This is a genomic window from Streptomyces aureus (genome assembly GCF_001418135.1).
Taxonomy (GTDB): domain Bacteria; phylum Actinomycetota; class Actinomycetes; order Streptomycetales; family Streptomycetaceae; genus Streptomyces; species Streptomyces aureus_A.
Genome location: NZ_LIPQ01000378.1, coordinates 1 through 6,654, shown reverse-complemented (window position 1 = coordinate 6,654; position 6,654 = coordinate 1). Strand labels below are relative to the sequence as shown.

General features: G+C 71.6%; 8 protein-coding genes. 4 read left to right on the top strand and 4 right to left on the bottom strand.

What is annotated here, in order from left to right; genetic code table 11:
* Together AOK00_RS27945 and AOK00_RS27940 are read left to right on the top strand one after the other, a co-directional pair.
* A partial coding sequence (locus tag AOK00_RS27945) for an alpha/beta fold hydrolase (protein ID WP_055603026.1) occupies window positions 1-700 on the top strand: 700 nt, incomplete at its 5' end.
* A 127-nt stretch (window positions 701-827) separates the two neighbouring features.
* On the top strand, window positions 828-2,048 hold the full coding sequence (locus AOK00_RS27940) for an FG-GAP-like repeat-containing protein (RefSeq protein WP_055603025.1): 1,221 nt from the start codon (window positions 828-830) through the stop codon (window positions 2,046-2,048).
* A gap of 93 nt (window positions 2,049-2,141) precedes the next feature.
* Here AOK00_RS27940 and AOK00_RS27935 read toward each other — a convergent pair whose 3' ends face one another.
* The 3 genes from AOK00_RS27935 to AOK00_RS27925 form a co-directional block, all read right to left on the bottom strand.
* Window positions 2,142-2,720 (bottom strand): suppressor of fused domain protein, encoded by a 579-nt coding sequence (locus AOK00_RS27935; protein ID WP_055603024.1) that lies wholly within the window; start codon window positions 2,718-2,720, stop codon window positions 2,142-2,144.
* A gap of 48 nt (window positions 2,721-2,768) precedes the next feature.
* A complete protein-coding gene (locus AOK00_RS27930; protein ID WP_055603023.1) occupies window positions 2,769-3,290 on the bottom strand; it encodes a carboxymuconolactone decarboxylase family protein in 522 nt (173 codons plus the stop codon).
* A gap of 138 nt (window positions 3,291-3,428) precedes the next feature.
* Window positions 3,429-3,851 carry a MarR family winged helix-turn-helix transcriptional regulator gene (locus AOK00_RS27925; protein ID WP_055603022.1) on the bottom strand — a complete coding sequence of 141 codons (423 nt, stop codon included), beginning with the start codon at window positions 3,849-3,851 and terminating at the stop codon, window positions 3,429-3,431.
* A 182-nt stretch (window positions 3,852-4,033) separates the two neighbouring features.
* Here AOK00_RS27925 and eno point away from each other — a divergent pair, with 182 nt between their 5' ends.
* Window positions 4,034-5,356: a phosphopyruvate hydratase gene (gene eno, locus AOK00_RS27920; protein ID WP_055603021.1), complete on the top strand. Its 1,323-nt coding sequence runs from the start codon at window positions 4,034-4,036 to the stop codon at window positions 5,354-5,356.
* A 76-nt stretch (window positions 5,357-5,432) separates the two neighbouring features.
* Here the strand turns inward: eno and AOK00_RS27915 are convergent, their stop codons facing one another.
* Window positions 5,433-5,879 carry an Lrp/AsnC family transcriptional regulator gene (locus AOK00_RS27915; RefSeq protein ID WP_055603020.1) on the bottom strand — a complete coding sequence of 149 codons (447 nt, stop codon included), beginning with the start codon at window positions 5,877-5,879 and terminating at the stop codon, window positions 5,433-5,435.
* A gap of 93 nt (window positions 5,880-5,972) precedes the next feature.
* Here AOK00_RS27915 and AOK00_RS27910 point away from each other — a divergent pair.
* On the top strand, window positions 5,973-6,654 hold a 682-nt coding region (locus AOK00_RS27910; RefSeq protein ID WP_107097480.1), incomplete at its 3' end, for a TIGR03619 family F420-dependent LLM class oxidoreductase.

The following is a 6,654-nucleotide window of genomic DNA, read 5'->3' as shown; positions in this document are numbered from 1 at the left end:
CCCCCACAACCGCCCCCGCGTCGTCGCCCTCGACCAGCGGGGCCACGGGCACAGCGACAAGCCCCCGGCCGCCTCCTTCACCCGTGAGGCGTACGTGGCGGACGCGGCCGCCGCCGTCGAGCAGCTCGGCCTCGGCCCGGTCACCCTCATCGGCCACTCCATGGGCGCCCTCACCGCCTGGCAGCTGGCCGCCGAGCGCCCCGACCTCGTCCACGCCCTCGTCATCTGCGACATGCGCGCCTCGGCACTCGGCGCGGCCTCGCAGCGCGAGTGGCGGGACTGGTTCCGTCGCTGGCCGACCCCGTTCCCGTCGCTCGACGCCGTCCGCCGCTGGTTCGGCGAGGAGGATCCTTGGGTCGAGCGCCCCAACCCCGCCCGGGGCGCCTTCTTCGCCGAGGTGATGGCCGAGCACCCGGACGGCTGGCGTCCGGTCTTCGACCCGGAGCAGATGCTGACCTCCCGGGCGACCTGGGTGCACGACGCGCACTGGGAGTCCCTGGCCCAGGTCCGCTGCCCCACGCTGGTCGTCCGCGGCCTGGACGGTGAGCTGGGCAGAGCCGAGGCCCAGGAGATGGTCCGCGTCCTGCCGCACGGGGCCTACGCGGAGATCCCCGACGCCGGCCACCTCCTCCACTACACCCACCCGGAGGCCTGGCGCGAGGCGGTCGGACCCTTCCTGAACGGCGTCCTGACCTCGTAGGAAGGGGTTCGACAGGGCCGCCCACGGCGAGAGGCCACCCTCCCGACGGACGCGCGGGCACGGCAAGGTACCTTCCCTGTCGCGGCGCGTTCGAGGCCTTCTCCGCGCCGTCTCAGGGAGGAAATGCATGCGCACTTCAATGCTGCGGCGCCTGGCCACGGTGGCCACGGCGCTGGGGCTCAGCTCGGCCGGGCTGCTCGGCGCGGGCGCGGCGCCCGCTCAGGCCGCGCTCGGCGACTGCCCGTCGGGCTACTTCTGCGCCTGGAAGACCGACAACGGCTCCGGGGCGATGTACAAGACCAACGCGAGCGTGGCGACGCTCGGGACCTGGGACAACACGTTCCGGTCGGTGATGAACCGCACGAACAAGTTCGTCTGTCTGTACGACGACGCCAACCACGGCCTCGACGGCGGCATCGGTGTCATGGACCCGAACCCCTCGGGCACCGAATGGGGCGGTCCCGGCAGCACCTCCGTCAGCTCGGTGAAGTTCGTCCCCACCGAGCGCGAATGCACCATGGACCCGTACCCGGAGTGGTACGCGGCCCAGGCCCCCAAGGCCGGCGGCTTCGGCGACCTGAACGGCGACCGGACCTCGGACGTCCTCGTCCGCGACATGGCCGGCCGCCTCTGGTTCCTTCCCGGTGACGGTTCCGGCAAGCTGGTCGGCGCGGGCGGCTGGAACGTCATGAACCTCCTCATCCGGCACGGAGACTTCACCGGCGACGGCCGCGAGGACGTCATCGCCCGCGAGACGGCCAGCGGCAAGCTGTGGCTGTACCCCGGCACCGGTAGCGGCACGCTCGGCACCCGCAAGCTGATCGGCGCCGGCGGCTGGAACGTCATGAACAGCGTCACCGCCTTCGGTGACCTGTCCGGCGACGGCCGCTCCGACGTCCTCGCGGTCGAGAAGTCCACGGGCAAGCTGTGGCTGTACCCGGGCACGCCCACGGGCACGCTCGGCGCGCGGAAGCTCCTCGGCGCGGGCGGCTGGAACGCCATGAACTCCCTGGCGGCGCCGGGCGACCTGAACGGCGACACCAAGGCCGACCTGATCGCCCGCGAGGCGTCCACGGGCAAGCTGTGGCTCTACCCGGGCAAGGTGGGGGCCCTCGGCGGCCGCACGCTCGTGGGCAGCGGCTGGAACTCCATGGCCTCGGTCCTGGCCGTCGGCGACCACAACGGTGACGGCCGCAACGACCTGTCCGCGATCACGAACGCCGGCTACGTCTCCGCCCAGCACCGGGGAGCGGGTGCGCTGGTGATGTACCCGGGCACCGGTACGGGCACGTTCGGTCCCGGCTCCCTGGAGACCGACACCTGGTGGCATCTGAACGGCGCGTTCTGATCCACCGGTCCTGACGGTCGAAGGCCCCCACGCCCGTGTCCCGGGGTGGGGGCCTTCGCCGTACCCGTCAGCCGCGGACTCCGTCCGCCCGTCTCAGGCCACGGAGGCCCGCTCGGGATCGACGGGGTCGATCTCGTGCTCGTCGAAACGGACTTCAAGCGCCTCCAGTCCCCTCTCCCGACGGAAGACCTTCTCCGCTTCGGTGATCGGCAACAGCCACAGGATCCGGGCGTGGGCTCCGCCACCCCACTCGCAGACCTCGAAGTCGGGGCCGAAGGGGTACGGCAGGCTCACGAGGTAGTGGTCGCAGTCGGAGTCGTCGATCCACGGGCGGCCGATGGGGACGGTGTGTCCTACGTCGAGTCGCTGGTGCTCCGGTCCGCAGTGGTAGTACGCGTTGACGGTGACGCTCTCCAGGTTGACCCATTCGTCGCGCGGGGCCGCGAGAAGGAACTCCGTGCCATGGCCGTTTTGCTGAGTCGCCTCCCAGCACCCCGACGTCACATACAGCCACCAGTCTCCCGGATACGCGGGATGAATCCGGAACACCCGGAATCCGGGCACGCGATCCTCGATGGGCCCGTCCACCCCTGCGACCTCGTCGATGACGCGACCGGGGAGTGTCCGACGGAGGTGATCGAGAAGGGCGGTGCGTGCTGCGGTGTCCGGCATCCGCTCATGTTGCCCGAGGCCCGCCGCGGCCCGTCAGCCGGGGGCGGGTCAGTCCCACTGCACGTCCGCGAGGGAGTCGACCGGCTGCGGCTTGCCGATGACGGCCAGGGCGATGAAGAAGTTGATCTGGCCGATCGCGATGGTCAGGGTGGCCAGTGCCTTCTCGTCGTAGTGCTTCGCGACCTCGGCGTACAGCTCGTCGGAGACGCGCTCCCGGCCGTGCGGGGCGGGCTGGAGGGTGGCCTCCACCAGGGCGAGGGCGGCCCGCTCCGCGTCGGTGAAGTAGGGGGCGTCCTGCCAGGAGGAGACGGCGGTGATGCGCTCCTCGGACTGGCCGGCCTTGCGGAGGAAGCCGGTGTTGAGGATCGTCAGGTAGGTGTTGCCGACGATCTGGCCGGCCCGCAGGTGGACGAGGCTCATCGTGGCGCGCGGCACCGAGCGGTTGCCGGTGGCCCGGAAGAGGGCGGCGCTGATGTCGCTCAACTCGGGCACGAACTGGCCCGGGTTGGACATCCGGGAGAGGGAGGTCCCGGGGGTGGTGGCGGTCGTGGTGGAGTTCGTGGTCGTCATCGCTGCTCTCCATTCGTCGCGCCCTTGTCGGCGTCTTCACAGCACTGACGGAGCGCCCCGCGAAGGTGTGACAGGACTCGGGAACCGATTTCCGGCAGGGAGCCAGGCTGCGGCGGACGGAACGCGAACCGACAGGGCCTAACGCGCGGCGAGCCGCTCCATCAGGGCGGCGCTGCGCGCCAGCACCTCGCGCTCCTCGCCCGTGAGCTCCTGCTCGATCGCCTGGGCGAGCCAGCCCACCCTGCGCCCGCGCTCCGCGTCGAGGGCGGCCCGGCCCGCGGGGGAGAGTTCCACCAGGGACTTGCGGCCGTCCGTGGGATGCGCCCGGCGGACGACGAGTCCCTGTTCCATGAGCAGCCCGACCGAGCGGGCCATGGACTGGGGCCGTACGCGCTGGTCCGCCGCCAGATCGCTGGTCGTCATGGCGCCGTCGCGATCCAGGGTGCCGAGCACGGACACGTGGCCGAGCGGGATCTGGTCCTCGTGCTTCACGCGCCGCGTGAGCTTGCCCATCGCGGTACGCAGTTCGGTGGCGACGGCGGCGGGTTCCGGGGTGGGCATAGGCCACTTTAACCGGTGGCACCAGTCGGTGGTACGGCTCCACCGCCGAACTGTACAGCTGAACTGCACAGCACAACTGAACAGCCAAACTGTGCAGCATTGCTGTAGAGTCAGTGCTGTCGCGGCACGCGCCAGCGCTGTCGCAGCAGGGCCGCGGCGCGCATCCACACGAAGGACCTCCCATGGCTTCCACGGCAGTCGAGACCACCGTCATCACGTCCGTCACCGCCCGCAGGGTCATCGACAGCCGGGGGAACCCCACCGTCGAGGCCGATGTCCTCCTCGCCGACGGATCCCTCGGCCGCGCCGCCGTCCCCTCCGGCGCCTCCACCGGCGCACGCGAGGCCGTCGAACTGCGTGACGGGGACCCCGGGCGCTGGCACGGCAAGGGCGTCGACCGCGCCGTCGCCCACGTCAACGGCGACATCGCGGCGGCGGTCGTCGGACGCGACGCCGACGACCAGGCCGGACTCGACGCCGCGCTCGTCGCGCTCGACGGCACCGCGGACAAGTCCCGGCTCGGCGCCAACGCCCTCCTCGGCGTCTCCCTCGCCGTCGCGAAGGCCGCCGCGGCGGCCCACCGCCAGCCGCTCTACCGTTACCTCGGCGGCGCCGACGCCCGCCTCCTCCCGCTCCCGATGATGAACATCGTCAACGGCGGCGCGCACGCGGACAATCCGCTGGACTTCCAGGAGTTCATGATCGCCCCGATCGGTGCGGAGACCTTCGCGGAAGCCGTACGCATGGGCTCCGAGGTCTTCCACACCCTCCGCCGCGACCTGCTGTCCGCCGGGCACGCCACCGGTGTCGGCGACGAGGGCGGCTTCGCGCCCGCGCTCCGCACCGCCGAGGAGGCGCTCGACTTCGTCATGGCGGCCGTCGAGCGCACCGGCTACCGGCCCGGCACGGACATCGGCCTGGTCATGGACCCGGCCTCGTCGGAGTTCTTCCGGGACGGCGCGTACGTGTACGAGGGCGAGGGCGTCCGCCGTACGCCCACCGAGCACGCCGACTACCTGGCCAAGCTGATCGACGCGTACCCGGTCGTCTCCATCGAGGACCCGATGGCCGAGAACGACCTGGACGGCTGGCGGGAGCTCACCGCCCGCGTCGGCGACCGCTGCCAGCTCACCGGCGACGACGTGTTCTGCACCAACGAGAACCTGCTGCGCGAGGGCATCCGTACCGGTGTCGGCAACTCGGTCCTGGTCAAGGTCAACCAGATCGGCACCCTGACCGAAGCCCTCGCCACGGTCGCCACCGCGCACCGCGCCGGCTGGACCGTCGTCATGTCGCACCGCTCCGGCGAGACGGAGGACACCACCATCGCGGACCTGGCCGTGGCGACCGGCTGCGGACAGATCAAGACCGGCTCGCTGTCCCGGTCCGACCGCACCGCGAAGTACAACCAGCTGATCAGGATCGAGGAGGAGCTCGGTTCCTCGGCGCGGTACGCGGGCGGGGCGGTCCTCGACCGCCGCGCGACCCGGCGCTCCGCCTTCTGATCCGCGCGGAGCGGGCTCCGCGCACCCGAGGTGCGGCGAGGTGGCACCCTCGCCGGCCGGGCCGGAGGGCGGGTGTTCAGGGGCGGCCGGGGCCGCGCTGGGGGAGCGTCCGGCTGTAGACGACGCTGGTGGTCGTGCTGCCGAAGCCCGCCAGCTCGTCCACCAGGGTCTCCAGGTGCTCCATGGAGGTCGCGGCCACCTTCAGCGTGTAGCAGTCGTCGCCGGTGGTCCGCAGGCACTCGAGGATCTCCCGCCGCTCGGCGAGCAGCCGGCGCAGAGGCTGGTGCTGGTTGCCCGGGTACTTCAGCCGCACGACGGCGAGGACGGGGTAACCGGCCTTGGCCAGGTCCACCACGGCGTGATAGCCCGTGATGACGCCTCGCGACTCCAGATTCCGCACCCGTTCCGTCGTGGCCGACGAGCTGAGGTTCACCCGCCGGCCAAGCTCGCTGAGAGAGATCCGGCCCTCCTGCTGGAGCTGCTCGATGATCGCCCAGTCGACTTCGTCGAGATTCACGGCCATACGACGATTCTACCGGCAGAAACACGGGAGAAACTCGATGCCTCCGGGAGAGTTCGGTTCCGTATCCCCTGATCGCAGGGATAGCCTCGAAGCATGCAACTAGGCGTCAACGTCCCGAACTTCGGGCCCGGAACGGACCCCGGCGTGCTGCGCGAGTGGGCGCGGACGGTGGAGGGTCTCGGCTTCGACCTGCTCATGGTGTCGGACCACGTGGCCGTCACCCCGGACGTCGCCGAGCGCTATCCGGAGCCGTTCTACGAGCCGTTCACCACGCTGTCCTGGCTGGCCGGCATCACCGCACGGCTGCGGCTCGGCACCACCGTCCTCGTACTGCCGTACCGGCATCCGCTCCTCGTGGCGCGCATGGCGGCCAACCTCCAGCAGCTCAGCGGTGGCCGCTTCGTCCTCGGGGTCGGCGTCGGCTGGTCGCGCCAGGAATTCGACGCGCTCGACGTGCCGTTCACCGCGCGCGGCAGGCTGACCGACGAGTACCTGGGCACGCTGAGGGACGCGTGGCGCGCGCCGGGAGACGCGAACACCCACGCCACCGCCGCCCCGTCCCCCGCCCCCGCCCCCGTCCCCGTGTGGGTCGGCGGCAACAGCGAGGCGGGGATCCGGCGGGCCGTCAGGTTCGGCGACGCCGCGTGGTGGTCAGCCGCAGGGCGATACGGGGCGCGAACCCCGGCAGCGTGTGGTCCGCCAGCACCGCGCGCATCCGGGCCATGGGCAGCCGCAGCGGGTGCCCATGGCCCGGATGCGCGCGGTGCTGGCGGAC